Origin of the sequence: Antrihabitans cavernicola (assembly GCF_008297975.1) — a bacterium.
Classification (GTDB): domain Bacteria; phylum Actinomycetota; class Actinomycetes; order Mycobacteriales; family Mycobacteriaceae; genus Antrihabitans; species Antrihabitans cavernicola.
Genome location: NZ_VLNY01000008.1, coordinates 112,517 through 138,675, shown reverse-complemented (window position 1 = coordinate 138,675; position 26,159 = coordinate 112,517). Strand labels below are relative to the sequence as shown.

The window sequence follows — 26,159 nt, the reverse complement described above, 5'->3', positions numbered from 1 at the left end:
GCTACCGAGTGCGTCGACCAGTCGCCTGGCGCGGAGCTCGCACCAACGCCATCAGCGCCGTTCGCTGCTCGGGGCCGGCCAGTTCGGTCACGCGGCCGTTCGGTGGCTCTCGTCGAGCAGGAGCGATACCGCGTACTCGGTGCGGAGTGGGTCGCCGTCCCATCCCGGCACTATGGCGTTCGGCGCGATCAGCGGATCCCACATCTTGTCCGCGCGCCCATGTATCGACGGTGCAGGCTCCATCACCCTGTCGCGCGAGTCTCGGAACTCGAATTGCTGATCCCCCAGCGCGACGACGCGAAACCAGCCCTTGTGCAGGGCCCGATGACACGTTCCGCAGAGCAAGATCAAGTTGTCCAGATCCGTCTTCCCGCCGGCACCCCAGAACTTGACGTGATGGGCATGCAGGAACCTCGTTCGCCCGCATCCGGCGTCCGACAGCATTTGTCCCGCGTGATCAAGGCCAACATCTGCTTCGGAGTAGTGATGCGCCGCGTGCGTCCGAAGTCGAGGACAGCGCCCTTCCTGGTCTTACCCCGGCGCACCTGCGTATCGCACAACGTTTCGGCCGCACCGGCGTCCTCGAGAGCGGGCCCTTGGTGCACGCGAGTCGCGCCGTCCTCGTGCAGGAAGATCACCTCCGAGGGCCTACCGACGACTGGCGACTCGGCGCCGTTGGCTATCTCGGCCATGGCGACCATCGCGGGGCCGACGTCCCCGAGGGGACGTGGAACCTCGTTGTCCGCACCATCGGCGATGGTTCGATTGCGTTCCCGTTCAGCACGTTCCAAGCCTGCAAGCAGCAGTGCGCCGTCCTGCGCAGACAGTCGACCGGACAAGACGAAGTCCCCAGTCGCCACGTCCCACCGCCAACGCACCACGAATCGCGACTCCTTCGGCGCCGGTTCGCTCGTGACCTTCTTCATCCCGGCGACGAGCCGATCCAGGTGAGCGGCGGGCGCCGTCAAGGCAATATCGACGAGCCGCTGCTCGTTCTCGGGCGTTGCCACCCGAGTCAGTGAGCGGACCTTCGAATACGACACACGGCCCTTCTCGAACGCTGACCGCACAACGGGTAGCGGCTTCAGCGCCCGCGCGACACGGACGTGCTCGCGGCCGGTGTGCAGACTCATCCCGCATTTCCACGACAACCAATGCGCGCACGAATGTATCCCTGGGCCTGCCCACCCGCCCAGTTCGTCGAACTTCGCAAGCACCTGCAGAAATCGTGCAGTCGCCGCCGCGATCTGGCCCGCCAGCGAACAGATCTCCACTTCCATCGCCTCGAGCGCTGCTCGCTCGACCGCGCTGGACCCGAGTTCACTGCTCTGCACTTCACTGCTCTCGGATTCGTTACCCACAATCGCCCCCCGACTATCGAATGATTGTTCGAATCATATCGACGGGGTCCGACACACTCACGTCCCCGCGGGGACGCCCTGCACTAAACCGGAACTGGATCTGGGCTAGACCCTCGACCGGGAATCGGGCACCCCTGCATAGTCGGGCAACTCGACTCCGTTGATCGCGCGGCCGATCAGTTCGGTGAAATAGGGGCTCTCGAAATCGACGGTCGGTTCGGCGTCCGGTTCGGAGGCCTCACGGCTGTGCACGTGCAACCGGCCGATCTCCTGATTTGCCTCGACGTACGGGCGCATCTGCGCCTCGTAGGCGGCGAACCCGACCTCCGGGTCCCAGTTGGCAGCGGCCAGCTCGCCTGCCAGCAGGTATGCGCCGACGAGGGCCAATCCGGTACCCGCGCCGGACATCGGCGACGCACTGAACGCGGCATCTCCGATCAGACCGACACGCCCGCTCGACCAGCGGTCCATCACCACCTGGGCCACCTGGTCGAGGTAGAAATCGGGGGCGTCGTCGAGGTGCGCAAGGATGCGCGGGGTCAACCAGCCGAAGTCGGCCATCTGCTCACGCAGCAGGCGCTTCTGGGCCTCGATATCGCGGTAGTCGACCTCGAAGTCGGCTGCGGGGAAAGACAACATAGCCATTGCTTTGGCGTCGTCCCCGATGGGCCGCAGACCGGCCGAGCGCCCGGCCTCCTGGTAGTCGAGCAGCCAACGGTCCACCCCGAACTCGTTGGGCACGGTGTAGAAAGCCAGCACCATTCCCAGGTGGCGAATGAACTGCTCCCGCGGCCCGAAGACCATCGCTCGCGTTGCCGAGTGCAGCCCGTCGGCCCCGATCACCAGATCGAAGCGCCTGCGGTCGCCGCCGTCGAAGACCACGTCGACGCCATCGGCATCCTGGGTGAGTTCGACGATCCGATCGCCGAAGACGTATTCGACGCCGTCTCTGGTGTCGTCGTGCAACACGCGGGACAAGTCTCCGCGCAAGATCTCGATCTCCGAGATGTAGCCGTCGCCACCGTCGTCGTCGGCGCGGAATGTCTCGAGCACGTTCCCGTCGGCGTCGACGTTGTACGCACCTGCCGTGTCGGTGCGAGCCGCGCGCACCTGCGCGTCCAGCCCCATCCGGACGATGGCCTCTTTGGCTATACCGCGCGCGTCCACCGCCTGCCCACCGGGACGCAATCCGGGAGTCCGCTCCACCACGGTCACCTCGGCCCCGCGGCGATCGAGCCAGTGCGCCAACGCCGGTCCCGCGATGCTCGCGCCCGCCACCAATACTTTGGTACCGCTCACTGTGTCCCCTGCTCACTCGACTCGATCGACTGTCCGGATCGTACGGCCAAGATCACCAACGCGCAGATGGCCTAGGGTCTTACCGATGGAGCAGCAGCAGCTCGACGCCCGACGAATCTTCATCGACAAGCAGACCCCGGACGTCTACAAGGCGATGAATTCGGTAGCCGTCGCGGTACGTTCGGCCGCCGACGACGCAGGGCTGAGCCGAATCCTGTTGGAGCTCATCAACGTTCGGGTGTCCCAGATCAACCGGTGCGTATTCTGCCTGAACCTGCACAGCCAGCGGGCATTGGAGGCGGGCGACACCATGCAGCGGCTGATGGTGCTACCGGCCTGGCGCGAGACCACGCTGTTCGACGCCGACGAGCGGGCCGCGCTGGTGCTCGCCGAAGCCGTCACCACCGTCGACGGCGAACACATCGACGACGACGCGTACAGCACGGCCGCGAAGGATCTGACCGAAGATCAACTGTCGGTTGCCATTTGGGCTGCCGTGACCATCAACGCATTCAATCGGGTATCGATTCTGAGCCGCCATCCGATCAGGGCGCAGTCAGCTGGGTAGGGCGAACGCCGACGCATGCGTGGTCGCCCAGTCCGCGAGCGTGCGCGGCTCGGCACCGGTGAGCTCGCGCACCGTCGGCACGACCGTCGTCTCGTCCGCGTCTCCCTCGACGAACAGGCGGTAGAACGCGTCGACGTACTGCGGCGGCATGGATTTGCCGAGTTGGGCGCGTGCTTGATCGTCGGGGATACCGTCGAAACGCATGGCACGTCCCGTCGCGGCGGCCACGATCTCTACCTGCTCGGCCGGCCGTAACGCCGCCGGTCCGGACACCGGGTACGCGCGGCCGGTGTGGTCGTCGCTCGTCAGGCACACCGCGGCAACGGCAGCGAGATCGTCCGGGTGCAGCGTTGCAACGGCAACGTCGGGGAAGGGGAGCCGAACGATCTCGCCGTCCGCCAACTGGTCGAGCCACCGCAGCGTGTTGCTCATCAGGCTGTAGGGCCGCAGAAACGTCCAGCTCGGACCGTGGTCGCGGACGGCCTGTTCGGATCGGATGTGATATGCCCCAACGGCATTGGTCAGATCGCCGGACGGCACGGCCGACGACGAGAGCAGCACGACACGCTGCACACCGCGCTCACGCATCGCGGCCTGGGATTCGTCGATCCCGGCGTAGCCGCTGTGCAGGAACGCGGCGGTGACACCGTCGAGGCATGCCTGCACGCTGTCGGCGTCACCGAGGTCGGCTACCGCTACCTCGGCGCGCGGGTCCACCTTCGCGGCACTACGGGCCGACGCCACCGCCCGAACTTCCAGCCCGCGGTCGAGGAGCCCCCGCACCACCGCACCGCCCGCCTGACCGGTCGCACCCGTCACCAGAATCATGTGGCAAGTCTAGGTTTCGCAGCAGGCATGGGGACGGTCTATCTCTGCGCTGCGGCCGAATTTGCGCGCTGCGACCACAATTGCGCCCGCGCGACGCAATTCGGCTCGATCGAAGGGCTAGACCAGCCGAGTAACCCAGCCCCGCAAGTCGTCGGTGCGCAGTGCAGCGTCGTGGCGCTTCCGCAACCCATCGCCGATCGGACCGGGAACGCCGTCGCCGACCAGCCGACCATCCACCTCGGTGACCGGCGCGACGCCTGCCGAGGTGCCGGTGACGAACACTTCGTCCGCGATGTAGAGCTCGGTGAGGTCGACCGTCCGCTGATCGATCGGGATGCCGTCTTCCTCGGCGAGCGTCAGGACGGTGCGGCGGTTGATCCCGTCGAGGATGTCGCAGGACGCGTCGGGGGTGATCAGCGTGCCGTTGCGAACCAGGAAGATGTTGGCGGCACTCAGTTCACAGACGTGCCCGCTGCCGTCGAGGAAGATGCAGTCGTCGTAGCCGCTGTCGATGGCGTCCTGCTTAGCCAACACCGAGTTGACGTACGCCCCGTTCACCTTCGCGCGCGATGGAATCGCGTCGTCCGGGATGCGCCGCCACGTGCTGGTCTTCAGCCGCATGCCGTCCTGCGGCACGATCGGCACGGCGTCGTAGACGAACATGCTGACCGTCGTGTGCAGCCCCCGCACGCGGGTGCCGGGGATGGAGGCATCCACATGCACCGTCGCGCGGACGAACACATCGGACGTCGGGGCGTTCTCCGCGACCAGCTGCCGCGCGACCTCGACGAACCTGTCGAAGTCCCACTCGCGCGCGAAGTGATCGAGACCGATGATCTTGCACGATTCGATCATGCGCTGGAAGTGATCGGCCAGGCGGAACGCGGTGCGCTGATCACCGTCCACGTGCACAGGAAAGACGGTGTACACGCTGAGTCCGTAGAGCACTGCCGACGTTGCGACGCCGAGATTTGCCTCGGCTGCGTCGACGAAACGATCACCGAAATACACGCGCGCATAGGGGTCGGCCATGCGGCGATGGTAGCCGGTCGCCGACGACTGAAGATCGCCTGAAGATGGCCGCCGACCACTACCGCACGCTGACCGGTGGGAGTTGACTCGAATCAGCCCTGAAAGGAGCTAGGAAATGAAACCTGATGTTGGAACACCCATTCGGCGGATTGCGATACGCACGATCCTTGCCGCGGCGGTCGTCGCCGCACCGGTCGTCGCAGCGGGCACAGCAGCCGCTGATCCGGTGGCGGCCCCGTCCGTGTCCGCGGTGAGTCCGCTCGACGGGTCGACGACTCACCTCGCCGGCTACGACGCCTGGTACTACTGGCACTGCCAGGTGCGCCACGAATGGTGGCGTCCTCGCTGCCACCCGCTGCCGCCTCCACCGCCACCCGCACCGATGCCCTTCACCGGAAGCTCCTAAGTCGGCCTTCGACGCCCTACGCTGAATCCATACACCGTCGACACGAAGGGATCATCAGGTCATGGGGATCATTTCGATGCTGGTCATCGGCATCATCGCAGGAGCCATCGCCCGGCTATTGGTGCCCGGCAAAGAGAACTTCGGATGGATATGGACGATCGTGCTGGGTGTCGTCGGCGGATACGTCGGCGGCACTCTGGGGAGTCTGGTCTTCGCGCCACACAAGTTCAGCGTTCATCCGCCGGTGCAGCACGCCTTCCTCGGTGCGATCGTCGGCGCGGTGATCTTGTTGGTGCTCTACAAGGCGGTCGTACGCAGCCGCTGACCGAGCTTCCGCTTAGGCTGGCGGCATGAGCCTTCCAGCCGCAGCACCCGGCCGCACCGCCGTCGTCACCGGAGCCTCGTCCGGGATCGGCGTTGCTATCGCACGCGAACTCGCGAGCCGTCGACAGCAGGTGACCCTGGTGTCACGCAACGCCGAGAAACTGACGGATCTCGCGGACGAGATCAACGCATCCGGCGTCCGTGCGGATGTGCTTGCCGCGGACCTGTCCGACCGGACCGAGCGCGCCGACCTGCTGCGACGCGTCGAAGACCTGAGCTTGACGCCGAGCATCCTGGTCAACTGCGCAGGCCTGTCGACGCTCGGACCGGTCCACAAATCGGATCCCGAGGCCGAGATCAACATGATCGAGGTGGACGTGGTTGCGGTCGCCGACCTGTGCAGCCGCTTCCTCCCGGGGATGGTCGCGCGCCGCTCGGGAGCGGTCCTCAACGTGGGGTCCACCGGTGCATTCCAGCCGCTGCCCGGTCAGGCGGGCTACGGCGCGGGCAAGGCGTTCGTGCTCTCGTACACGCAGAGCCTGGCTGGCGAGCTGCGCGGCACCGGCGTATCGACGACCGTGCTGTGCCCGGGTCCGGTCGACACCGGATTCGGTGAGCGCGCCGGCTTCGCCAAGGAGGACGCCGAAGCGGCCCTGCCCAGCGTCATGTGGTTGACGCCGGAAGCGGTAGCCAAGGTCGGCATCGACGGCCTGGACAAGGGGCAGCTGGTCGCCATCCCCGGGTTGGTCAACCGAGCCGCATCGAAGTTGGTGCAATTCGTGCCGAACAAGCTGCTCATTCCGGTGCTCGCCAAGCAACATCCGGGACTCCGCTGATGAGCACCGCCGACGAGTTCCGCACCGCCGTCGAAACCGTCGATCACGACGCCATCACCGCGCTGTTCGCCGACGACGTTCGCTTCTACAGCCCGGTGAAGTTCCGACCGTTCGAAGGCAAGGCGGTCACGGCCGCGGTGTTTCGGGTGCTGCTGCGCACGTTCGAGGGTTTTCGCTACGTCGGGCAGCTCGCAGGCACGGGCGAAGAGGGCGACGGCGGGCCCGTGACGGAGAGTCACATGCTGCATTTCCGGACCAAGGTCAACGGCAAGGCGGTGGAGGGCATGGACCTGATCCAGCTCGACGACGCGGGAAAGATCTCCACCTTCACGGTGATGATTCGGCCACTGTCGGCCGTCACCACTGTCAGCGAGGCCATCTACGCTGGACTTGTCGCAGACGGCGTCGTAAACGACAAGCAGTAGTAGTTGCACGGCTCTGCAAACCGGAAACCTGGTCTGTAGCAATCTCGTTGAATCTGTCACGATGGTGGGCAGGACCGACCTGACAACCAGGACGTCACGGGAGAGTAGATGAGCGAGTCCCCATCTTCGGCAATGTCGCCGCGGGGTTCCGCCACGCGGTCCGGACGCCGCACCCGACCGATCCAGCTCGTCCCACGCGCTCTCGGACCGTTCGCTGGAGGTCCACCGCCGGAAGCCTTGGTGGTACGCGAACCGGCGCTGGCAGTCTTCGGGCTCACCGAACTCACCCGCGTGGCCGTCGCCTGCGCGACCCTGACAACCACAACGGCTCTGTCGACCGCGAAGTGGATCTTCCGCCGCGGCGATCGCGGCATTGCGGACGCGGCGTCCGAGGGCGTGGTGGACGGCCTGATGAGGCTCGGGCCCACCTTCGTCAAGATGGGTCAGTTGATGGCCTCGTCGTCTGGCGTCTTCCCGCGCCCATTGGCCGACGCGTGTCTGCGATGTCTCGACGAGGTGCCGCCGTTCCGCGCGGCGCAAGCGCGAAAGATGATCGAAGCCGACCTCGGACACCCGATATCGAAGCTGTTCAAGGAATTCGACGACGTTCCACTCTCCGCCGCATCGGTTGCACAGGTGCATGCGTGCGTGCTCGACGACGGCCGCCAAGCCGTGATCAAGGTGCAACGACCCGACATCGCGCGCCGCATGGTGGTCGACCTACGCGCCGCCTATCGGATCGCCAGGTCGTTGGAGCGCCACTTCGAGTTCTTCCGAATTGCCAATGCCACCGCCATCATTCGCGATCTGCACCACGCAACCATGACCGAGCTGAACAGTGCGGTCGAGGCAACGCGACAAGACCAGATCCGCGCCAACTTCGGCGTCTTCGGCGACAACACCGGCGTCACGGCACCTGAAATCTATTGGGACTACTGCGGTCCGCGCACGATTTGCATGGAGCGCATGTTCGGCATTCCGCTCGATCGGTTCGAGGAACTGATCGGCCGCGACCTCGATACCGAGATGTTGATCAGGCGTGGTGTGAAGGCGTGGCTCGAATCGGTGATCGTGCACGGCCCGTTCCACGGTGACGTCCATGCAGGCAATCTGTGGGTGCTCGACGACGGCAGACTCGCCCTCCTGGACTTCGGCATCGTCGGCGAACTGCCGCAGGTGTGGCGCAAAATCATGCGGGACCTGTTCTACGCCAACGCGATCGACGGCGACTTCAGTCGGGTCGCGAAAGGCATGCGCGACCTCGGCTACGCGAGGGGTATCGACATCGGCGACGACCGATTCGGCAACGACCTGCAAGCGGCGCTCGCCCCGCTGATCGCAAGCGATCTGGCGAGCATGAAGATCACCGGGCTGATCATGGGGCTGATCGAGATCGGTCGGCAATGGAACATGTCCAGCCCCGAGGCACTGGTACTGCTGGGCAAGCAGATCGGCTACTTCGAGCGCTACGCGGTCGAACTGGCACCCGACTGGAATCTGGGACGCGATCTCTTCTTGTACCGCAACATCTTTCCCGAGGCAGTTGCGGAAAAGTCGGCCACGGACGGTACCGAACTACCCGCTGACTGACTCCCACTGCTCCACCAGCAATTCGTCGCCCACCGAGATGGTCCCGCCTGCGATCACCGACAGCTTGATCCCGAACGTTACACCGCCCTGCTCGACGCGTCGATATCGCGCCAGCGTCTTCAGCGGTTCCGGACCGGATCGTCGACCCGTCCGCTGATCCACAACCGTTACGGCACAACGGATATCGAGCTTCAGAAAGCCCAATCGCGCGTCGCCGATCGTCAGTTCGCGGATTCGGTCCTCCGCATGCGCCTCCGGCCAACCCTCGACCACGATGTTTCCGCGGAATCGATTCATCGGCACCGGCTCGCCATTGCCCGCCCGGATTTGCCGATCCAGCAGCGCGAGTGACGACTCCGACAGCAGCGTGAGTGCCCCGCTGTCGGCGAATCCCGCACTGCCGGAGACGTAACCAGCAGACACGCGGTGATGATCCGGTGGCACACGCACCAATCTGCTCGGTTCGCCGAGAACGTCGGTGAGCCAGTCGGCAACATCGTCACCCTGATCGATCGCGGGAAACGGTGCGCCGAACAGTTCGACACCACAGGTGTCGCCATCGGACCGAACATCGATCGCCAGGTCCGTGGCGCCCGGCGCACGAAGCACCAATCGGTCACCAGCCGAACCGATCTCGGGTTCGATCACGGCCAGCGCCGGTAGTCCGCGCTGGCTCCGGAACACGCCGTCGCGATCGACCACCATGAACGAGCGATCGTGCCGCGGTCCTGTCGCCGACACCGCGAGCGACGACGCCGCTACTGCCACACACCCTTTCACCGGGTAGTAGTACAGACCGGTTACCGCAACCACATGCCCCCCTGCAACGCCGATCCGCTAGACGGACTCGGTGTCGCTTCTCCGCTTGCGCACCTGCCAGATCACGATCCCGATCACCACGATGGCGGCGACCACCAGTGCGCTGACTCGCCCTGCGGTCTTCGCAACGGCCTCGTAGGAGTTGCCTGCGGCGAATCCCAGCAGCACGCAACCGATGCCCCAGGTCAGTCCGCCGAGCGCGTTGTAGGTGACGAACCGCCGATATGGCATGCGGGACAGACCGGCCAATGCAGGCATCACGGCACGGAAGAACGCGGTGAATCTGCCCAGGAATACAGCGATTCCGCCGCGTCGAGCGAGCATGTCCTGCGCCTTCTCCAGGCGGTCACGGTGTTTGTCCAACACCGACATCTCCATGATCCGAGGCCCGCCGTGCTTACCGACCTCGTATCCGACGGTATCGCCGATGATCGCCGCCGCGACCACCACCACGATCATCGCGATCAGGTTGACATGCCCGCGGGACGCGTCGACACCGCCGATGATCGCGGCCGTCTCACCCGGCAGCACGAAGCCGACGAACAGCGCGTCCTCGGCGAACACGATCGCGCCGACGACGAGGAACACCCATATCGGCGATACGTCGAGCACCCGCTCCACGATCGAATTCATCCCACTGCCTCCACCGTGTGCACCGCTTCCGTGGACCGACGCCGAAACAGCCGGACTGCCAGCCTTCCCACAGGATATGCGGAGAAACCGATTGCCAATGCGGCCAAGTGGCCGTAGTCGGTGAATCCCTGCCCTCGCCACGCAGCGATCACCAGATAGATCACCAACCCGGCGCTCAGCACCACCCGAGGAACTTTGGGCATCGTCGAGACGAAAGCTGCGGTGACAGCGAAGAATCCGTAGCTGGTGCCGACATCGGATGTCCGCGCGATCCGCTCGGGAATCATCTCGTGCTTCACCGCGTAGGCGATTCCGGTGACGGTGATCAGCGTCGCACCGACATGGCCAGCAGCGAAGATCGCTATCGCACGTCGCGTTCCCAACGCGCGCTCGGCCGCAGCGAGCACCACCAAGAATTCCAGGATCAGCAGCCACGGAAACGCGGTGGAGTCGGACCAGAATGCCGAGGCGATGAGTACCTGCAACGGTTCCTTGCGCATGTTGTCGAGGTTGGTCGACGCGCTGACGATCAGCCGGTGAGTCACCCGCTGGTCGGCGCCGCGCAGCGTCACCCAGTTGACCAGCAGCGAAAAGAGGTAGACGAGGGTGGCCGGAGCTGCGACGAAGTAGTTGCGCACGGGGCGGTACAACGCTCGAACTGCCTCGATCATCGCACCTCCGGGGTCGGTTTCGTCGAACACTACGCGCACACTCTGTGTACCGAGAGGCTGTGAGCGAGTGCCGAATACCCGGTCGCGGTACCGTGCGGTGCATGGACGCTCAGTACGCAGGCAAGCATGCCCGAGCCTTCGAGTCGTATCACGCGCTCGGCTATTTTGCGCCCGAGGTCGCGGAGCACTTGATCGCGGCGGGATTGCGCGGCAGCCGAATGTGCTATTTCGCATCGCGTTCGGCACCGATGGGCGCGGTGGGTGCCGGCGTCGTTGCAGCGACCTTCTACAACTTCAACCCGGATCTCGTCGCGAAGTCGATACCCGATGCCTGGACCTTCGCGACACCGCAGGCAATTACCGAAGCCCGCTACGCCGGTATCGATGCCGCCCTGCGCCGAGTGCTCGGACCGGACCACATCGCGTCTCCGGACCTCGCCGAAGCCGCGGAGATCGCGGCCATCGCGGCGGACGCCGCCACCCCCGAGGGACGATCGCTCTACGCGGCTCACGCCCAGCTTCCCAGGCCGTCCGAACCGCACATGTCGCTGTGGCATTCGTTCACCCTGCTGCGGGAATTCCGCGGCGACGGTCACCTCGCAGCCCTACTCGCCGTCGGGCTGGGCGGGATCGAAGCACTTATCACGCACTCCGCGACAGGCGCCGGCTTCACCGAACAAACCGCAAAGACCCTGCGGGGCTGGTCGGACGAGCAGTGGAACGATGCAGTGGCGGGATTGCGCGACCGCGACATCCTCGACGGCTCGGGCTCGCTGACCGAGCTCGGCACGGAGATCCGCAACGCCGCCGAAGACCTCACCGACGATCTCGCCTTGGCACCGTGGTCGGAACTGGGCGACGACGGTCTGCGACGGCTCGCGGAGCTGTACCGACCGATCGGTGGCACGATCATGAAATCGGGCATTTTCCCGCGTGAGGCCTTCGGCCCGAAGTGGGGTCGCCCGCAATCCTCGGATCGAACAACCTGAAGGCAAATAGATGAAGCGTGATGTGGCATGCCAGATCGGTGTCAACGTGCTGGCGGCGACGCGACTCGAATTCCAGATCGCCGTCGCACCGCATCCGGGTGCCGAGGTAACCGAGACCCTGTCCGTGGAGCTGGACGGTAAGCCGGTCGAAGCCCGGGAGATCAGCGGCAGCCACGGCACTCGCATTCACCTTCTCGACGTCGACAAGGGCATGGTGAAGGTCGATTACAAGGCCACCGTCGTGGGCCGGGCCGAACCCGCCCCTGTGACAGAGCAGGACCAGTCGCAGTATCTGCGGCCCAGCCGATACGCCGAGTCGGACAAGTTCTTCGGTTTCGCTGCAACGGAATTCGGCAGCTATGTCGGCGGGCCGCTGCTGCTCGAGAAGGTCAGCTCGTGGGTGGGGTCGCGATTGCGCTACCTACCGGGGAGCAGCGATCCCATCGACGGCGCCACCGACACTCTGCTGGCGGGCACCGGCGTGTGCCGCGACTACACCCACCTCGTCGTCGCGCTGCTGCGCGCGGTCAAGGTGCCCGCACGGATGGTGGCGGTGTACGCGCCCGGCTGCAGGCCGATGGACTTTCACGCCGTCGCCGAGGCATTCGTCGACGGCCAGTGGCGCGTGGTCGATTCCACCGCGCTCGCGCCGCGTTCGACACTGGTCCGCATTGCCACCGGTCGCGACGCGGCGGATACCGCCTTCCTCGACAACCATGGCGGCGGCATCTTCATGAATTACGCGTGGGTGCAGGCGACCGTCGATGGCGAACTCCCCAAGGACGATGTCACCGAATTGGTGTCGATCGGCTAACCGGTTGCGGCGGTCGGCGTCCGTTCCCGGATGGTCGCCGTTGTGCTGAGGCGTGCAAGACAGAGTTCCGGTTCGACGAACGGGTGCAGGCTTGCCGTGATGGCGCCCGGCTTACCCGAACGATCCAGCACCTCGCGCAGCATGCCGAGGTGCACACCGCACACCACTTCGGAGTGCGTCCGGGCCAACTCGCGCAGCGGGCACGCGGTGAACCGAATGGTGGCGGTCTCGTCCTCGTCGGACGTGATGCCGCCCTGCTCCGGCGCGAAGCCAAGTTCCGCGGACAGCGTCGTCGCCACTTCGCGGGCGTCGTCGAGCGTCTCGACCGGACGTTCGCAATCGTCTACCTTCGCTCCCCACGCCCGACCTGCGGTGACAGAAGCGTCGAGGCGACGGCGCGGATCGGCACCGAGGCGCTCCGCGAGTACCTGAGCGAGTTCTTGGTACCCGACGGACCGCTGAATCGCCGTGTAACCGATACGCGGTCGACCACGACCGCGCGGTGGTTGCTGGAGCTGGCGGACCAGCGAGTCCTTCGTCAGCACGTCCAGGTGGAACCGAACGGTGGTGACGTGCTGACCTGTCAATTCGGCCAGTTCTTGTGCGCCGAGCGGATGATCAGCTCCACGCAGGAGCGCCAGCAGTCGACGTCGTGGCCAAGATTCCGACGAAATGGTGTACCCCTCCCGCGAATATCCTTGTTGGAGAACAGTTGACAGCCGATCAGCCGATTGCCTGGCACTCAAAAAGTTGATATTTCAACTGATGAGCTACTTTCCTTTAAAACCAGGCAACCTGTTCTGGAAGCCTAAACAATCATCCATGTGGAAAGCAACCGTTTAATCGAACTCGTGGTTGGTTTTGATGATAGCTGATTGATCGCGGATGGCGCAGTCGAGCGACAACGACGCGGTCAGCGCGTCACGATTGATTCGATTCGCTCCAGCGTGGCGGCCATATCTTTGGCGCGCTGAGGCCCCTGACCTCTGATGATCGGCTTGGTCAGCCGTGATTCCTGCGAGATGTCCCAAGTTTCACTGACCGCGGTGCCACCCGCGACAGGCTCCAGCCGATACCGCCAGATGCGACCTGCAACGAATTTACCGAACGCAGTCGGTCCGTTGGTTTGCCAGGCGATGGTGCGGTCCAGCTCGAACTCCACCACGGTGCTCACCATCGAGTAGGGCACACCGGCGTACATCGACATGCCGAAGCGGCTGCCGAGCGTGAGCGGCGTCGAGGCGCCCTTGGGCGAGCGCACAGCGCCGGAGCCATCGAACTCGCGATGCCGTCGTGGATCGACCAGCAGAGCGAAGATGGCGTCCGGCGGCGCAGCGATCGTCCGCTGCACAGTGACGAGATTCTGATCGGCGGTCATCGCCGACAACTCTAACGCGAGCGGGCGATCAGATCTGCCGCCTTGGCTCCGATCACCATCGACGGCGCATGGGTGTGGCCGCGGATGATCGTCGGCATCACGGAGGCATCCGCGACGCGAAGACCTTCCACTCCGCGTACCCGCAACTCGGGCGTGACGACGCTGGCGGGGTCGGTGCCCATTCGGCAGGTTCCGACCGGGTGATAGAGCGTGTGCGACAACTTCTCCAACGCCTCGGCCAGCATGTCTTCGGCGGACGTCTGCGGCGAGACAGCCGGGCGCACAAGATCTCCCAGCTCTTTCTTCAACGAGGGAGCCGACGCGATGGTGGTACAGATTCGCAGCCCCTCCAACATCGCAGCGCGGTCGACGCCACCCGAATCGCTGAGGTAGCGCGGGTCGATGATCGGCTTGTCGGTTGGGTCCGCCGATCGCAACGAAATCTTGCCCGTGCTCTCCGGCTTCAACAGGATCGTTCCCAATCCGACCGCGTGCGCCGGGTGCGGAATCAGGCCTTCGTCGAAGAACGGGGCAGGCGCGAAGATCAATTCCAGGTCGGGGAACGCCAAATCCGCACGGCTGCGGACGAATCCGTATGCCTCGCCGACATTCGACGTCAGCATCCCGCGGCGCCGGGCCAGATAGTTGACCAGCTCCGGAATCTTCTCGGCAGCGAAGAGCGAGTCGGATTCGACGCTGTAACCCAGCAGCGACACCAAGTGATCGAGCAGGTTTTCACCGACGGCGGGCAGGTGGTGCTGCACGGCGATTCCGTGCTGCTTCAACTGCTCCTGATCGCCGATACCGGAGAGCATCAACAACTGCGGCGAATTGATCGCGCCACCGGAAAGCACGATCTCCTTGCGAGCGCGGACCGTATGCACCGCGCCATTGCGGCGGTACTCGACGCCGACGGCCCGCGAGCCCTCGAAGATCACCCGGGTGGCAAGGGCTTCGGTGAGGACCGTCAGATTGGAGCGCTTGCGGGCCGGCTTCAGGTACGCGTCCGCGGCGCTCCACCGGGAGCCGCGCTTCTGGGTGACCATTGTCTGCGTGAAGCCTTCGGGCTGCGGCTTGTTGGCGCGCTCACCCGGGTAACCCACTTCGGCAGCGGCTTTGAGGTAATGATCGGTGATACGGCGCGGGCTGCGCTGCGCACTGACCTGCAACGGCCCGGAAGTACCTTCGTCGGATTCTGTTGCGCCCTCGATGGTTTCGATCTTGGCGAAGTACTTTGCCACCTCGGGAAACGACCAGTCCTCGCCGGCGTGCTCGGCCCACTCGTCGTAGTCGGCGGCGTAACCGCGCACCCACATCATCGCGTTCATCGACGACGATCCGCCGAGCATCTTTCCCCGCGGCCAATAGATCGAACGTCCTCCGAGTTGGGCTTGCGGCTCGGTCAGGTAGTCCCAGTCGACGTCGCTGCGGAACAGCTGCGCAAAGCCCGCGGGGATGTGGACGAACTTGTTCTTGTCCTCTGGTCCGGCCTCGAGAACCACCACTTCCTGCGAAGCGTCCTCACTGAGCCTGCCCGCGAGAACCGAACCAGCAGAACCGGTTCCGACGACAACGTAATCTGCGACCGTCACATCGTTTGTCATGAAAGTTGCTTCCTTCAGCCGCGCAGCGCGGACGCGAAAATGGCGGGCAGCTTGGCCCAGGACGGCTTGCCCGCGAACCGGGTCAGCAGCTTGCCGGTCTTGGCGGCAGTGCGGTTGTTGACGAACCACGGCGGTTTCGGCGTCAGCGTCATCTCGCCGTTCAGCACCGAGCGCGGAGCAGGCCGGAACGGCCCACGCACCACAGTGCGTTCCGGGCGATCGATCAGCAGCGCGTTGTGCACCACGCCGATTCCGCTCTGCACGTCGTCGATGGTGTGGCCGGGGAACGCACCCCAGGTAGCCGACGGTGTGAGGTAGCCGACCGCTGTCCAGGCGTTGACCGCAACGGTGCCGTAGCGCAGCTTCTCGATCGCCGAATCCAGTGCTCCGCCAAGGGTCTTGATGGTGCGCGGGTGGGCGATGATGTTGACGCCCAGCGTGCCGACGAACTCGTCGTTGGCAACGTCGACGGCCTTGGCGAGGAAGTCGGCGCCGCTGTTCGGCAGCTCGATGACGCCGAATACGGGCGAGAAGTACTCGGTCTCGAGCAGCGGCGCGTACTCACCGGGGTTCAGGCCGCAGACCAGTACCCGCTCGTCGTGCGCACCCAACTGTTCGGCGGCCGGGAAAGAATCGCGCGCACTCGCCACCCGCTGATCACTGCCGGGGTAATACGCGGGCCGTTCCGGCGCAGAGTCGATCGCGTTGCGGAGGGCGTCGAGAAATTCCTGCTTCTGATCCCAGTCCGACGAGATCACCGCAACCTGTGCCGCAACGCAGTTGTAGCCGCCATTGTGGAGTCGTTGTGTCGCAACATGTTCGGCCTGGAACTTGATATCGGCGGCGCTCCACTTGCCCGGGACGACGATGACGGGCGAGACGCCGCCGAGTTCGCTGGTCATCGGCTTGTCGAGGATCGGCTGGTTGGCGGCTTTGCGGCGCGCGCCCTCTTCACCCGGCCCGAAAACGATGGCGTCGTGTGTGATCGAGCTGCCGGTCATGTGAACGTGGTCGACCAGCTTGTGATTCACCAGATAGGTGCCGACCTCGGCGCCACCGGTGAGGATGCGCACCGCTCCGATCGAAATGAACGGTGCGAACACCTTGGTCAGCACCGGCAGCAGCGGGTCGGTCACCGGGTTCAACTTGAGCGCGACAACACGGTTCTGCGCGAACAACTCGTAGAGGGTGTCGAGCGGTGCGATCGAGGTGATGTTGCCGGCCCCGAGCACGACGCCGATGCCCTGCGTCGCCGACGGATCCCGCTGACCCAAGCCGGCATCGCGGATGGCGGTCGCCGAATCGATGCCCGGTTGCAGCCACACATCGGCGGTGAATCCGCTGAGCAGGAGCGAATCGAAGATGTTGGACGGCAGCACCCGAACGGACGTGCCGTTGCTGGGCGTCGTGCCGAAGCGGGCTTTTCCGAGCGGGCTCTCACCGGCAACGAGTTTCGCGAGGCTTGCGGACAGTGCGCCCGCACCACCGGCCGTCGAGTACGGACCCGAGATCCATTCCTCACCCACCAGCGCTGAATCCTTGTCGAGCCGCTTGATAACTATCGCGGCATCGACCCAGGCCTGGGCATTCTCGACGATCAACTGGTGCACTTGGTTCAGCAGCGCGATGCGGCCGGGCAGTGGCAGGGCCGCCCACCGCTTCTCGCCCTCGACCAAGTCGGCGAGAGCCGCGTCGACTTCGGCGTTGGTCGCTGGTTCGTCGGTCGCGGGAGCGAACTTTTCGTTGGCAGTCACTGTCTTCTCCACTCGGTACACATCGGTGTGACTTTCGATTCTCGTCGCATTCGAGTGGGCTGAGCCATAGGCGCACGCTGACGATGCGCGCGCGATAGTTGTGCAGCGGCACAATCGCGCTGTGGTGTGGGTCACCGAAGGTGGGCTATCCTTCGGCTATGTCGACGACGGCCCAGCACGAGGCGCTCTCACCGGCCGAACTGGCCGCCGACCTGCTGCGATCGTTGCCGGAGCTCAGCGAAGAGCTCACCGAGCGCATCGTCGTCGCCGAGAGCCTGTACCTGAAATCGACCCTGCTCACCAAGGAGCAGCTTTACACGACCTGCCACGACAACCTCGCCGCCATGCTTGGCCGCCTGGCCGGAACTGTGCCGCTACAACTCGACGCAGCTAAGGCGGCGGGTCGGTTGAAGGCCGAGCGTGGCGTTCCGCTGGCCGCTCTCCTGCATGCTTTTCGACTGGGCGGACGGCTGATCTGGGAACACCTGATGCAGCGGGCAGACGGCAACGGCACTCATGCCCTCCTCGACACCGCCGCCGAGCTGTGGGACCTCGTGGATCTGTGTTCGGACGTGGCGGCCGAGTCGTACCGCGAAACCGCCGACAATCGCGCCCGCGAAGACGCCGAATCGCTGCGCCAGTTGGTGCGCACGCTCTTCGAGGATCACAAACCGGATGCCGTCCGCGTGCGGGATGCGTTGCGCGCCTTTCAACTTCCCGAGCACGGCACCTTCGTCGTGGTGTCTGCCGAAGTATCGGCACCGCGAACGGCGTTGTCGGACAACACGCGTGATGCGCTGCTCGCCGTTGGGATCCGATCGATGTGGGACACCCAGATCGATGGGCACATCGGATTGCTGTGCCTGCCGGGAACCATGGACGTCGCCACCGCGATCGCGGTGCTCGGCAAGTTGTACGTCGGGCGAATCGGGGTCAGTTCGATCTTTCGCAGACCGGTCGACACCGCGCCCGCCGTCGACCAAGCGCGGCTCGCGCTGCGCTGCGCGCCCCCAGGGTCGAACCGAGCCACCCGGTTCGAGACGGCACCCGTGCCGCTGCTGCTCGTTCAGCAGAGCGAGGCCGGACGCCAGGCTGCCCAGCAGGTCCTCGGGCCCGTCCTCGCGTTGCAGGCCGACGAGCAGCAGAGCCTGCTGACCACCCTCGACGCGTGGTTTCGCTGCCATGGATCGACCGCTGCAGCGGCCGACGAGCTGCATTTCCACCGCAACACGGTGCTCTATCGGCTGCGCCGGATCCATGACCTGACCGGTCGCGACTTCGCCGATCCGGTGCATTCCGCCGAGCTGTACGTCGGCCTGCGAGCGGTGCAGCTGCTGCCCTCGTAAGCGTGCGCACGCTTTGTGCGTGCGCACAGTCACTCGAGCGTTCCGCGCAACCGATCGATCTCACGCCGATCCCGCTTGGTCGGCCGCCCTGCGCCACGATCGCGCTGCGGAATCGACGCGAGCACCTCCTTGGACGGCGGCGGCGGACTCTTGTCGATCAGGCAACCGGCCGCGATCACAGCCCCGACGCGTTTGGTGACCAGCTTCTCCACAACGACGATCCGCTCCAGCCCGCCGATCCGCATGCGAATCTCGTCGCCCGGTCGCACTGGATGAGCCGCCTTCACCGACACCCCGTTGACCCGAACATGACCGGCGCGGCACGCCGTCGCGGCAGCGGACCGGGTCTTGAACAAGCGGACCGCCCAGGTCCACGCGTCGACACGCGCGCTGGTCGGATCTGCTGCCGGGCTCATCCGTTCGAGGATAGCCGTCAGTGCAGGCCGAGCCAGCCGGCCAACCCGAGGCCGAGGATGCCGACGCTGATCCGGAGCACTTGTGGCGGAATCACTTTGACTGTCGGTGGCCCGCACCAGCCACCTGCGAACGCCCCGATCGCCATGGCCAGCGCCGCCAACCAGTGCACGGGTCCGAATATCGCGAATCCGATCGCGGCAACCAGATTGGCGATGCCGAGCAGAAAGCTCTTCAAGATCGACGCGCGCCACATGCTCTCGGACGTGCTGATCAGGAACAGCGCCAGAAAGATCACTCCTGCACCTGCCCCGAAATAGCCGCCGTACACCGCAACCGCGAACACACCGATGGGGACCGCTCTAGCGAACTCTGCTTCGCCCGCAAGCGCGCGGAGCTTCGGTTGCAGCAGAACGGCGATGGCCGCCATGGCGACGAGGTACGGCACGATCGCCTCGAAGGCGCCATCCGAACCGACCAGCAACAGGACGGCTCCCACCACGCCGCCCAGTGCAGCGGCGGCGGCCCAGCGCCGGAGCTTGGGCCCGGTGTCGGCAAGGGCGCGACCCGAGTTGGCAAGCGCGCCGAGGCCGACCGCAACCATGCCGACCGTGTTGGTCACGTTTGCGGCGACCGGTCCGAGCCCGATCGCCAACAGCGCCGGATACGACACCAGCGACGCCATTCCGGTGATGAATCCGATCAGGCCTGCGAAGAATCCCGCGACGACAATGAGCAGAAAGTCGAGGAGGGACATGGGCAAAACGTACAGGTAGCAGCCCATTCGTTGCAATTACCTCTGTAACAGAGCTATTGTCGAATCATGCCCGAACTCCAGCACGGCGATCTGATCAGCAATCTGTTCGGATCGCTCGGTCGGTTTCGCCGTCAGGTGCGCAGACTGGCCGGGGGCTCGTTCGAACAGTCGAATCTCAGTGGCTCGCAGGCCGAGTTTCTGCGGCTGATCGGTCGCAATCCCGGCATCTCCGTGAAGGAGGCAGCCGCCGAGTTGGGCCTCGTCGCCAACAGTGTGTCCACCTTCGTGACCACCCTCGCAGGCGCCGATCTGCTTGTCAGGCAGAAAGATCCGGACGACCGACGGGTGGGGCGCCTCACCCTCACCGTCGACGCCCAGCGCGTCGCCGACGAAACACGGCAACGCCGCCACGAACTGTTGTCGTTCGCCTTGAACTCACTGTCCGAGGACGAGCGCTCCGACTTGGATCGCGGCGTTCGCGTGCTGGCCAAGCTGACCGACATCCTTCACGAACAGGAAGAGAGCGAAAAATGACACCGGCCGTCGAGTGTCGCAACCTCACCCACGCCTACGGCGATCACACCGTCGTGGCCGATCTCACCCTCACCATCGAGCGCGGCGAAGTGTTCGGCCTGCTCGGTCCGAACGGTGCGGGCAAGACCACCACTATCCGCCTGTTGAACACGCTGATGCCCGTCCAGACCGGCTCGGTGCAGATCTTCGGATTCGACGTGACCACCCAGGCCATGGATGTCCGCTACAACCTGGGCTATGTGCCGCAACAGCTTTCCATCGAGGCCGCTCTGACCGGTCGGCAGAACGTCGCCTGGTTCGCTCGGCTCTTCGACGTCCCGCGCAACGAACGCAAGGCACGCGTCGACGACGCACTCGGTGCGATGAACTTGCTCGACGTCGCCGACGAACTCGCCGGAACGTACTCCGGGGGCATGGTCCGCAGGCTCGAATTGGCGCAGGCGCTGGTGAACAGGCCTGCCCTGCTTGTTCTCGACGAGCCCACCGTCGGCCTTGACCCGATCGCTCGCGACAGCGTGTGGGAGCGCGTGCAGGACATGCGTGAAACCTATGGCATGACAGTGCTTCTCACCACGCACTACATGGAAGAAGCGGACATCCTGTGCGACCGCGTCGCACTGCTGCACAAGGGCGTGCTGCAAACAGTCGGTGCCCCAAGCGAATTGAAGTCCGCAATCGGCCCCGACGCCAGCCTCGAGGATGTGTTCCGCCACTACGCGGGCGCAGACCTCGCCGAACAGAGCAACGAAGGAGGTCTACGCGGTGTCAGAAGCACTCGCCGGTCGGCCCAACGCATGGGCTGAACCCGCACCGCTGATGCGTGCGCCGCGAGGCGCCCAACGCGCGAAAGCGCTTGCGTCTCGAATCGTCACGTTCTCGATCGTCGAACTACAGAAGTTGCGACACGACCGCACCGAACTGGTCACGCGCGCAGTGCAACCCGTGCTGTGGATGGTGATCTTCGGAACCACGTTCTCGCGGTTGCACACCATTCCCACCGGTTCGGTGCCGTACCTCGACTTCCTCGCGCCAGGCATCATCGCCCAGTCCGCACTGTTCATCGCAATCTTCTACGGCATCCAGATCATCTGGGATCGCGACGCAGGCATCCTCAACAAGCTGTTGGTGACACCCACGCCACGCTCTGCGCTGATCACCGGTAAATCGTTTGCGGCAGGGCTGCGTTCGATCGCGCAGGTGTTGGTGATCGTCGTCGTGTCGTTGCTGATGGGTGTCGGGATGACGTTGAATCCGCTGAAGATTCTCGCCGCAATCGTTGCGGTGATGCTCGGCGCGGCGTTCTTCGCCTGCCTGTCGATGACGATCGCCGGACTGGTCCGCATGCGTGACCGGCTGATGGGCATCGGGCAGGCCATCACCATGCCGCTGTTCTTCGCCTCGAACGCGTTGTACCCGATCGATTTGATGCCCGGTTGGTTGAAGGTGATCAGCCACGTCAACCCACTCAGCTACGAGGTTGACGCGCTGCGCGGACTGCTGATCGGCACGTCGTCGCACCTTCTGCTGGACTTCGGCGTGCTCGTCCTTGCCGCGGGAATCGGGATCGCAACGGCGTCGTCGCTACTCGGCAGGCTGGTGCGCTGACATTCACAGGGTTTTCATGCTTTGCGCTCAGCAAGGTGCCACATCCGGTCGCGAGACTGGACCTATCGCATCAACAGAAGGAGTGCAGATCATGCTCACCATGACGATTACGTTCGGCGCGCTGGTCGTGATGGCGCTCTCGGGTGCCATCGCCGCCAAGGCGCCGGAATCGCTGGTCACCGTCCAGCGCGCCGACAGCAAGCCCAGGGTTCCGACGCACGTCCTCTAGAGTTTTCGCACGTGCCCGACATTCGTGAAGTAGTAGAGGGTCAGACCTCAGCTCATTTTCAACATGCCGGGCCACGCCTGCGACCACGGCTCCGTCAGGTTCGAACACTTCCAGATATCGACGCCCTTGGTGGCGCCAGGAAATCCGAGCCGCGCATCCACGCGGCCGAGCTTCTGCACAGTGCGGCAGATGTCGCCGGGGTTGTCGCCGACGTAGACGACGGTGGTCGCCGAATCAGGTGGTGTGCCGAAGTAGCCGAAGCCACGGATGGGGCTGTAGACGCGCGGTAGATCGTATTTACCGCCGAGTTGGTCGACGGCGGCGGCCTTCCAGTACGAGTCCGTGACGATCACGGCCTTCGTCTGCTCCGCGGGCGTGAGCTGTCGGTAGGCGTCGGCGACGCCGGATACCAACTCAGGCCAGCCGAAATGGCCGTACAGCACGAGGTCGGCGCCTGCCTCCTCGGCAGTGTCCGCGGTCGGCGGGATCTTCGACTCCGGTTGCCAGGGCAGCGACCAGACGACGATGGCAACCGAGATCGCGGCAACGGGTGCCAGTAGCCACTTCGCCCAGCTCTTGGCGTCGCGTCGCGTCAGTTCGACAGCTCCGGCCGCCATGATGGCCGCGTACATGCCTGCGGCGTAGTACGCGCGCCCACCCGTCACGATGAACGCGAGGACGAGCAGGATCAGCGTCAAGCCGAGAAATCGATACGGCCGCAACGCTTCTGCGCGAAACAGACGCCAGGTGCCGTAGATCAGCAGAATCGCGCCGAGCAGTCCGGCGAGCGCGATCGCGAGCGGAACGAAGACCCCACGACCGCCGGTGTACTGCTGCTCGCCGCTCACCACTCCCGCCATCGCCAGCTGTGGCCAGTCGTGGTCGGCTTGCCACAGCAGGCTGGGAATCGTCACCACCACGGCGATCGCCGCACCGATCCACAGCTGCGGCCGTCGAAGCAGATCACGTGGACCGAAGGCGAGCACGCTGATGCCGAGACAGATCCAGAGGAACGGGATCAGCCACTTGACCTGCATGTCCGCTGCGGTAGCGACGCCGGCCCAGATCAGCAGGACGTCCGATCGAGTACGCACCCAGCGGATCAGCAGCCAGGTGATCAGCACCCAGAGCGCGGTGTCGAAGGTATTGGTCGCGAAGGACGTGCCTTGCACGAGCAGGAACGGCGACGTCGCGTACGCGCCCGCGGTGAGCAGCTGGGCACCGCGGCCACCGTCGAGCTCGCGGGCGATCAACGCGCTGACGACCACACAGGCGATGGTGGCGATCGTTGCTGGAATACGCAGCGCGAAGTACGAATCCGGCGCGAGCAGGTCCATCACATGCGCGATCAGCGGGAGTGCCGGACCCTGATCGGCGTAGCCGAACGCGAGTCGGCGGCCACCGGCGAGGAAGTACAGCTCGTCGCCGAAATACCCGTAATTGCCCATGGTGAGCAGCAATGCCAACGCGGACACCGCCGCGATCACCGAAACCCCGGCTGTTGCAAAGGGTGGCAGGCTTGTCGAATCATGTTGTCGGGTAGTTGTTTCCACAGTCGTGGTCATGTCAGGCCTCCCGCCTGGTTGCGAAGTCGAAGACGCGTTTCATCTGCTCGGTGTAAAGCGAGATATCGAACCCGAGGTCGCGCGAGACCCGATGGGCGATGCCGTCGACCGCGTCCCTGATGAGCATCGCCATGATCCGCGCGTCGAAGTCGCCGAAGGAGCCGTCTTTCTGGCCACGCTCCAGCATGTCGATCAGCGGACCGATGATCGCGGCCTCGTCGCTCTCGGCCACGAACTTGAGCCTGCCGTCGGGGACGCGCAGGTTCAGCACGACGTTGTTCAATGCAGCCACGTACTTCTTGTTGGTGGCGATGAAGTCGAGATTCGACTGGATGTAGACCATCAGCTGGTTCCGGGAGCCCTCGGCCTGCGCGATCAGCGGTCCCATGTACTCGGCACCCGAGACGAACAGTTGGACGACCAACTGGGTCATCAGGTCGTCCTTACCGTCGAAATGGTAGGAAATGACACCCTTCGAAATGCCTGCATGCTTCGCGATGCGCGCCAGAGTCGCACCGGCATAACCGGTTTCGGCAATCACCTCCACCGCTGACGCGATGATCTGGCGTCGCCTGGCTTCCTCGATGAACGACCCCTTCTGGCCATCCGTCATATTTTCTGGCCGCATGGTCAGAATTTAGCACCAACGGCCAGGTCGCACCACCCCACACTCGCTGATCACGGAGTTTCTGTGCGCGCCGTCTCGGCCGATGCGTCAGTAAGTCCGTGATCAGCGCGACCAGTAGTCGACCATCGATTCCTGTGCAGCCACCTGGCCGTTGGCGAGGATGGTCAAGGCATCGGACGTCACCCGATACTGGGTGCCGTCGACACTGTTGGTCACGGCAAAGCCATCCGGCGTCGGGCGTGGATCGTCGAGTTCGATATCAGCTCCGTCGCTGGTCCGCACGCCTTTGTAGTAGTAGCGCGCGGCCGGCGTCTGACAGATGACCACAAGAGAATCCGTGGTCCGACCCACGACCACAGCGGGGTCGGCAGCGTTGCATCGTGCGGCAGCGATGCCCGTGAAGCCACGACTGTCCGCACCCGCGACCCCGACCGAAGTTGCGGGTGGCGCAGAACGGGTGGTCGACGACGGTTCCTCGGTTGTTGCTTCGATCGTCGTCGTGACCGCAGTCGGTGCCGTGGTCGGCGGCGCGACGGTCACGGTCACTGGGGCCGCGGTCACATCCGACTTCGACGACGACAGCAGGAGCCACCCGACCACTCCCGCCAATGCCAGCACACCTACCACCAGCAGCGTGATGAGAACGGGCAGCGCAGTCGATCGTTTCGGCTCCGGCGCGACGACCGAATACGGAACGTTCGGCGGTGGACCTGTCTGCCACGGAGCAAGCTGTGTGACAACGGGTTCGGGGTTGTCGACGCGCGTGGTGCCGATCGCCCGGTCGACGATGGCCGCGGCAGCGTCGCGATCCGGTCTCGTCAGCGCATTCTGCGCTCCTCGGGCGAGGTCGCCTGCTGTCGGGTATCTGTGGGCCGGATCTTTCGCCAGTCCCGTGGCGATCACCGCGTCGAATCCGCTCGGCACACCGGGCCGCAACACACTGGGTTGTGGTGGCGGCGTCAGCACGTGCGCCCTGATCAGCCCGCTGACGCTGGACGCGCGAAACGGTGCGGATCCCGTCAGGCATTCGTGCAGCACACAGGCGAGCGCATAGACATCGACCCGATTGGTTTCGGGACCGTCGTCGAATCGCTCCGGAGCCATGTAGCTGTACGACCCGATCGCCGAACCGAGCTGAGTGAGCCGGGTATCGGCGTCCGAGTGCACGATTCCGAAGTCGACGAGGTACGCGAAATCGTCACGCGTCACCAAAACGTTCTCGGGTTTGACGTCTCGGTGGATCAACGTGTCCGCGTGCGCGGCGTCCAATGCCGATGCAACCTGACTGATCACCGCGACCGCTCGCGCCGGATCCATCGGACCGTAGCTCTTCAACAACGACCGAAGGTTGTGGCCCACAACGAGTCGCATGTCGATGTAGAGGACACCGTCGATCTCACCCCAGTCGTGAATCGGGATGACGTGCGGCTCTTGCAAACGAGCGGCGGCGTGCGATTCACGGCGGAAGCGCTCTTGATACGTGGTGTCCTTGGCCAGGTGATCGTAGAGAAGCTTCAAGGCGACGACGCGATCTTTGCTGGTGTCGTAGGCCTCGTAGACCTCGCCCATCCCGCCGCTCCCCAGCAACGAGCGCAACTGATAGCGACCGAACTGTGTTCCGACCCGCGACCCGGGCGCAGTTGCGTCCACTGCTCGCATCCCCCTGCATTCTGGTGCCGCGTGACCGACGACAATCGCGGATCAATTTACGCCGACTGCCAGGAATACTCGACCGGCGCTACACGCGCGT

At 64.8% G+C, this 26,159-nt stretch carries 30 protein-coding genes; 13 read left to right on the top strand and 17 right to left on the bottom strand.

Features of this window, described 5'->3' with window-relative positions:
* Nucleotides 1–87: 87 nt before the first annotated feature.
* From FOY51_RS17700 to FOY51_RS17690, 3 genes are all read right to left on the bottom strand, one after another.
* Nucleotides 88–444, bottom strand: coding sequence for an HNH endonuclease signature motif containing protein (locus FOY51_RS17700; protein ID WP_149431582.1), 357 nt, complete (start codon nucleotides 442–444; stop codon nucleotides 88–90).
* On the bottom strand, nucleotides 348–1,361 hold the full coding sequence (locus tag FOY51_RS17695; protein WP_149431581.1) for a DUF222 domain-containing protein: 1,014 nt from the start codon (nucleotides 1,359–1,361) through the stop codon (nucleotides 348–350). The genes FOY51_RS17700 and FOY51_RS17695 overlap by 97 nt, the downstream gene beginning before the upstream one ends.
* A 105-nt stretch (nucleotides 1,362–1,466) precedes the next feature.
* Complete coding sequence (locus FOY51_RS17690; protein ID WP_187776378.1) at nucleotides 1,467–2,660, bottom strand: FAD-dependent monooxygenase; 1,194 nt, start codon at nucleotides 2,658–2,660, stop codon at nucleotides 1,467–1,469.
* Between the two features lie 85 nt (nucleotides 2,661–2,745).
* Here FOY51_RS17690 and FOY51_RS17685 point away from each other — a divergent pair, with 85 nt between their 5' ends.
* Complete coding sequence (locus FOY51_RS17685) at nucleotides 2,746–3,228, top strand: carboxymuconolactone decarboxylase family protein (RefSeq protein WP_149431580.1); 483 nt, start codon at nucleotides 2,746–2,748, stop codon at nucleotides 3,226–3,228.
* Here the strand turns inward: FOY51_RS17685 and FOY51_RS17680 are convergent.
* Together FOY51_RS17680 and FOY51_RS17675 are read right to left on the bottom strand one after the other, a co-directional pair.
* A complete protein-coding gene (locus FOY51_RS17680; RefSeq protein WP_149431579.1) occupies nucleotides 3,217–4,056 on the bottom strand; it encodes an SDR family oxidoreductase in 840 nt (279 codons plus the stop codon). The two genes, FOY51_RS17685 and FOY51_RS17680, sit on opposite strands and share 12 nt — an antisense overlap.
* 117 nt (nucleotides 4,057–4,173) lie before the next feature.
* Nucleotides 4,174–5,088 (bottom strand): aminotransferase class IV, encoded by a 915-nt coding sequence (locus FOY51_RS17675; protein WP_149431578.1) that lies wholly within the window; start codon nucleotides 5,086–5,088, stop codon nucleotides 4,174–4,176.
* A 115-nt stretch (nucleotides 5,089–5,203) separates the two neighbouring features.
* Here FOY51_RS17675 and FOY51_RS17670 point away from each other — a divergent pair, with 115 nt between their 5' ends.
* From FOY51_RS17670 to FOY51_RS17650, 5 genes are all read left to right on the top strand, one after another.
* Entirely contained in the window at nucleotides 5,204–5,494 is a 291-nt protein-coding gene (locus FOY51_RS17670) for a hypothetical protein (RefSeq protein ID WP_149431577.1), read from the top strand.
* Between the two features lie 61 nt (nucleotides 5,495–5,555).
* Nucleotides 5,556–5,819, top strand: a complete 264-nt coding sequence (locus FOY51_RS17665; RefSeq protein WP_149431576.1) for a GlsB/YeaQ/YmgE family stress response membrane protein — start codon at nucleotides 5,556–5,558, stop codon at nucleotides 5,817–5,819.
* 25 nt (nucleotides 5,820–5,844) lie between these two features.
* The gene (locus FOY51_RS17660; RefSeq protein WP_149431575.1) at nucleotides 5,845–6,654 is read left to right on the top strand and encodes an SDR family NAD(P)-dependent oxidoreductase; all 810 of its coding nucleotides are present in this window, start codon (nucleotides 5,845–5,847) and stop codon (nucleotides 6,652–6,654) included.
* Complete coding sequence (locus FOY51_RS17655; RefSeq protein ID WP_149431574.1) at nucleotides 6,654–7,079, top strand: nuclear transport factor 2 family protein; 426 nt, start codon at nucleotides 6,654–6,656, stop codon at nucleotides 7,077–7,079. The genes FOY51_RS17660 and FOY51_RS17655 overlap by 1 nt, the downstream gene beginning before the upstream one ends.
* Before the next feature lie 132 nt (nucleotides 7,080–7,211).
* Nucleotides 7,212–8,669: an ABC1 kinase family protein gene (locus FOY51_RS17650; RefSeq protein WP_149431665.1), complete on the top strand. Its 1,458-nt coding sequence runs from the start codon at nucleotides 7,212–7,214 to the stop codon at nucleotides 8,667–8,669.
* Here the strand turns inward: FOY51_RS17650 and FOY51_RS17645 are convergent.
* From FOY51_RS17645 to FOY51_RS17635, 3 genes are read right to left on the bottom strand one after another with little or no spacing between them, the layout of a single operon-like run.
* A complete protein-coding gene (locus FOY51_RS17645) occupies nucleotides 8,655–9,482 on the bottom strand; it encodes an MOSC domain-containing protein (protein ID WP_149431573.1) in 828 nt (275 codons plus the stop codon). The two genes, FOY51_RS17650 and FOY51_RS17645, sit on opposite strands and share 15 nt — an antisense overlap.
* 24 nt (nucleotides 9,483–9,506) lie before the next feature.
* Nucleotides 9,507–10,121, bottom strand: a complete 615-nt coding sequence (locus tag FOY51_RS17640) for a DedA family protein (protein WP_149431572.1) — start codon at nucleotides 10,119–10,121, stop codon at nucleotides 9,507–9,509.
* Entirely contained in the window at nucleotides 10,118–10,792 is a 675-nt protein-coding gene (locus tag FOY51_RS17635; RefSeq protein WP_149431571.1) for a rhomboid-like protein, read from the bottom strand. The genes FOY51_RS17640 and FOY51_RS17635 overlap by 4 nt, the downstream gene beginning before the upstream one ends.
* A 101-nt stretch (nucleotides 10,793–10,893) precedes the next feature.
* Here FOY51_RS17635 and FOY51_RS17630 point away from each other — a divergent pair, with 101 nt between their 5' ends.
* Both FOY51_RS17630 and FOY51_RS17625 read left to right on the top strand, forming a co-directional pair.
* Nucleotides 10,894–11,781 (top strand): SCO6745 family protein, encoded by an 888-nt coding sequence (locus tag FOY51_RS17630; protein ID WP_149431570.1) that lies wholly within the window; start codon nucleotides 10,894–10,896, stop codon nucleotides 11,779–11,781.
* 10 nt (nucleotides 11,782–11,791) lie between these two features.
* A complete protein-coding gene (locus FOY51_RS17625) occupies nucleotides 11,792–12,595 on the top strand; it encodes a transglutaminase-like domain-containing protein (RefSeq protein WP_149431569.1) in 804 nt (267 codons plus the stop codon).
* Here FOY51_RS17625 and FOY51_RS17620 read toward each other — a convergent pair.
* The 4 genes from FOY51_RS17620 to FOY51_RS17605 all read right to left on the bottom strand — a co-directional run bounded on the left by FOY51_RS17620 (nucleotide 12,592) and on the right by FOY51_RS17605 (nucleotide 17,331).
* A complete protein-coding gene (locus FOY51_RS17620; RefSeq protein ID WP_187776377.1) occupies nucleotides 12,592–13,182 on the bottom strand; it encodes a helix-turn-helix transcriptional regulator in 591 nt (196 codons plus the stop codon). The two genes, FOY51_RS17625 and FOY51_RS17620, sit on opposite strands and share 4 nt — an antisense overlap.
* 326 nt (nucleotides 13,183–13,508) lie before the next feature.
* Nucleotides 13,509–13,973: an SRPBCC family protein gene (locus tag FOY51_RS17615; RefSeq protein ID WP_149431568.1), complete on the bottom strand. Its 465-nt coding sequence runs from the start codon at nucleotides 13,971–13,973 to the stop codon at nucleotides 13,509–13,511.
* A gap of 11 nt (nucleotides 13,974–13,984) precedes the next feature.
* Entirely contained in the window at nucleotides 13,985–15,577 is a 1,593-nt protein-coding gene (locus FOY51_RS17610) for a GMC family oxidoreductase (RefSeq protein WP_149431567.1), read from the bottom strand.
* Nucleotides 15,578–15,591: 14 nt separating this feature from the next.
* On the bottom strand, nucleotides 15,592–17,331 hold the full coding sequence (locus FOY51_RS17605) for an aldehyde dehydrogenase family protein (protein WP_149431566.1): 1,740 nt from the start codon (nucleotides 17,329–17,331) through the stop codon (nucleotides 15,592–15,594).
* A gap of 158 nt (nucleotides 17,332–17,489) precedes the next feature.
* Between FOY51_RS17605 and FOY51_RS17600 the strand changes: the two genes are divergently transcribed.
* Nucleotides 17,490–18,677, top strand: coding sequence for a PucR family transcriptional regulator (locus tag FOY51_RS17600; RefSeq protein WP_149431565.1), 1,188 nt, complete (start codon nucleotides 17,490–17,492; stop codon nucleotides 18,675–18,677).
* A 29-nt stretch (nucleotides 18,678–18,706) separates the two neighbouring features.
* On the opposite strand, the gene FOY51_RS17595 is transcribed toward FOY51_RS17600, so the two are convergent.
* Nucleotides 18,707–19,093, bottom strand: a complete 387-nt coding sequence (locus FOY51_RS17595; RefSeq protein ID WP_149431564.1) for an RNA-binding S4 domain-containing protein — start codon at nucleotides 19,091–19,093, stop codon at nucleotides 18,707–18,709.
* A 17-nt stretch (nucleotides 19,094–19,110) separates the two neighbouring features.
* Nucleotides 19,111–19,848, bottom strand: a complete 738-nt coding sequence (locus FOY51_RS17590) for a sulfite exporter TauE/SafE family protein (protein ID WP_149431563.1) — start codon at nucleotides 19,846–19,848, stop codon at nucleotides 19,111–19,113.
* Between the two features lie 66 nt (nucleotides 19,849–19,914).
* Between FOY51_RS17590 and FOY51_RS17585 the strand changes: the two genes are divergently transcribed.
* The 4 genes from FOY51_RS17585 (at nucleotide 19,915) to FOY51_RS27280 (ending at nucleotide 22,216) form a co-directional block, all read left to right on the top strand.
* Nucleotides 19,915–20,382 carry a MarR family winged helix-turn-helix transcriptional regulator gene (locus tag FOY51_RS17585; protein ID WP_149431562.1) on the top strand — a complete coding sequence of 156 codons (468 nt, stop codon included), beginning with the start codon at nucleotides 19,915–19,917 and terminating at the stop codon, nucleotides 20,380–20,382.
* Nucleotides 20,379–21,185 (top strand): ABC transporter ATP-binding protein, encoded by an 807-nt coding sequence (locus FOY51_RS17580; RefSeq protein WP_149431561.1) that lies wholly within the window; start codon nucleotides 20,379–20,381, stop codon nucleotides 21,183–21,185. The genes FOY51_RS17585 and FOY51_RS17580 overlap by 4 nt, the downstream gene beginning before the upstream one ends.
* Nucleotides 21,145–21,987, top strand: a complete 843-nt coding sequence (locus FOY51_RS17575) for an ABC transporter permease (RefSeq protein ID WP_371830458.1) — start codon at nucleotides 21,145–21,147, stop codon at nucleotides 21,985–21,987. Before FOY51_RS17580 ends, FOY51_RS17575 begins: the two co-directional genes overlap by 41 nt.
* Nucleotides 21,988–22,078: 91 nt before the next feature.
* Entirely contained in the window at nucleotides 22,079–22,216 is a 138-nt protein-coding gene (locus tag FOY51_RS27280) for a hypothetical protein (protein ID WP_187776376.1), read from the top strand.
* Between the two features lie 47 nt (nucleotides 22,217–22,263).
* Here the strand turns inward: FOY51_RS27280 and FOY51_RS17570 are convergent, their stop codons facing one another.
* The 3 genes from FOY51_RS17570 to FOY51_RS17560 form a co-directional block, all read right to left on the bottom strand.
* Nucleotides 22,264–23,781 (bottom strand): glycosyltransferase family 39 protein, encoded by a 1,518-nt coding sequence (locus FOY51_RS17570; RefSeq protein WP_149431560.1) that lies wholly within the window; start codon nucleotides 23,779–23,781, stop codon nucleotides 22,264–22,266.
* 1 nt (nucleotide 23,782) lies between these two features.
* Nucleotides 23,783–24,409 carry a TetR/AcrR family transcriptional regulator gene (locus FOY51_RS17565; protein WP_149431559.1) on the bottom strand — a complete coding sequence of 209 codons (627 nt, stop codon included), beginning with the start codon at nucleotides 24,407–24,409 and terminating at the stop codon, nucleotides 23,783–23,785.
* Between the two features lie 102 nt (nucleotides 24,410–24,511).
* Nucleotides 24,512–26,059, bottom strand: a complete 1,548-nt coding sequence (locus tag FOY51_RS17560; RefSeq protein ID WP_235916443.1) for a serine/threonine-protein kinase — start codon at nucleotides 26,057–26,059, stop codon at nucleotides 24,512–24,514.
* Between the last annotated feature and the right edge of the window lie 100 nt (nucleotides 26,060–26,159).